This window comes from Alteromonas lipotrueae (assembly GCF_019249255.1).
Classification (GTDB): domain Bacteria; phylum Pseudomonadota; class Gammaproteobacteria; order Enterobacterales; family Alteromonadaceae; genus Alteromonas; species Alteromonas lipotrueae.
This window is the reverse complement of the sequence record NZ_JAESDJ010000043.1, coordinates 1-1127: the sequence shown is the minus strand read 5'-3', so window position 1 is coordinate 1127 and position 1127 is coordinate 1. Positions and strand designations below refer to the sequence as shown.

Sequence of the window (1127 nt, the reverse complement as noted above, 5' to 3'; positions counted from 1 at the left end):
AAGACATACGGTGGTTCAGCTCAGGCTTTCGATCAAATCGATAACGCGCCTGAAGAAAAAGCTCGTGGTATTACCATCTCTACATCTCACGTAGAGTATGACACTCCTACTCGTCACTACGCTCACGTAGACTGCCCAGGACACGCTGATTACGTTAAAAACATGATCACCGGTGCTGCTCAGATGGACGGCGCGATCCTAGTAGTAGCTGCGACTGATGGCCCTATGCCTCAGACTCGTGAGCACATCCTACTTGGTCGTCAGGTTGGTGTTCCTTACATCATCGTATTCATGAACAAATGTGACATGGTTGATGATGAAGAGCTTCTAGAGCTAGTAGAAATGGAAGTTCGTGAACTTCTTAGCGAATATGAATTCCCAGGCGATGACCTTCCAGTTATCCAAGGTTCTGCACTTAAAGCCCTTGAAGGCGATGCAGAATGGGAAAAGAAAATCATCGAACTTGGTGAAGCTCTAGATTCATACATCCCAGAGCCAGAGCGTGCTATCGATAAGCCGTTCATTCTTCCAATCGAAGACGTATTCTCAATCTCAGGCCGTGGTACAGTAGTAACGGGTCGTGTAGAGCAAGGTATTGTTAAAGTTGGTGAAGAAGTAGAAATCGTTGGTATCAAAGATACTACTAAGACGACTTGTACTGGTGTTGAAATGTTCCGTAAACTTCTAGACGAAGGTCGCGCTGGTGAGAACGTTGGTGTTCTTCTACGTGGTACTAAGCGTGAAGACGTTGAACGTGGTCAAGTACTAGCTAAGCCTGGTTCAATCAACCCACACACTAAATTCGAAGCTGAAGTATACGTACTAAGCAAAGACGAAGGTGGCCGTCATACTCCATTCTTCAAAGGCTATCGTCCACAGTTCTACTTCCGTACAACTGACGTAACTGGTGCTGTAGAGCTTCCAGAAGGCGTAGAGATGGTAATGCCTGGTGACAACCTTAAGTTCGTAGTAGAACTTATTGCACCAATCGCGATGGACGAAGGTTTACGCTTCGCTATCCGTGAAGGTGGCCGTACTGTAGGTGCTGGTGTTGTAGCTAAGATTCTTTAATCTAAGCAAACCAAAGCATAAAAAGAAGGCGCTCATTTGAGCGCCTTTTTTGTGTC

The 1127-nt window shown here is 45.9% G+C and carries 1 protein-coding gene; it reads left to right on the top strand.

What is annotated here, in order from left to right; all coding sequences use genetic code 11:
• Nucleotides 1–1071, top strand: a 1071-nt coding sequence (tuf, locus tag KYS23_RS20570; protein ID WP_218398579.1) for an elongation factor Tu, incomplete at its 5' end; no start/stop codon positions are given.
• Nucleotides 1072–1127: the final 56 nt, after the last annotated feature.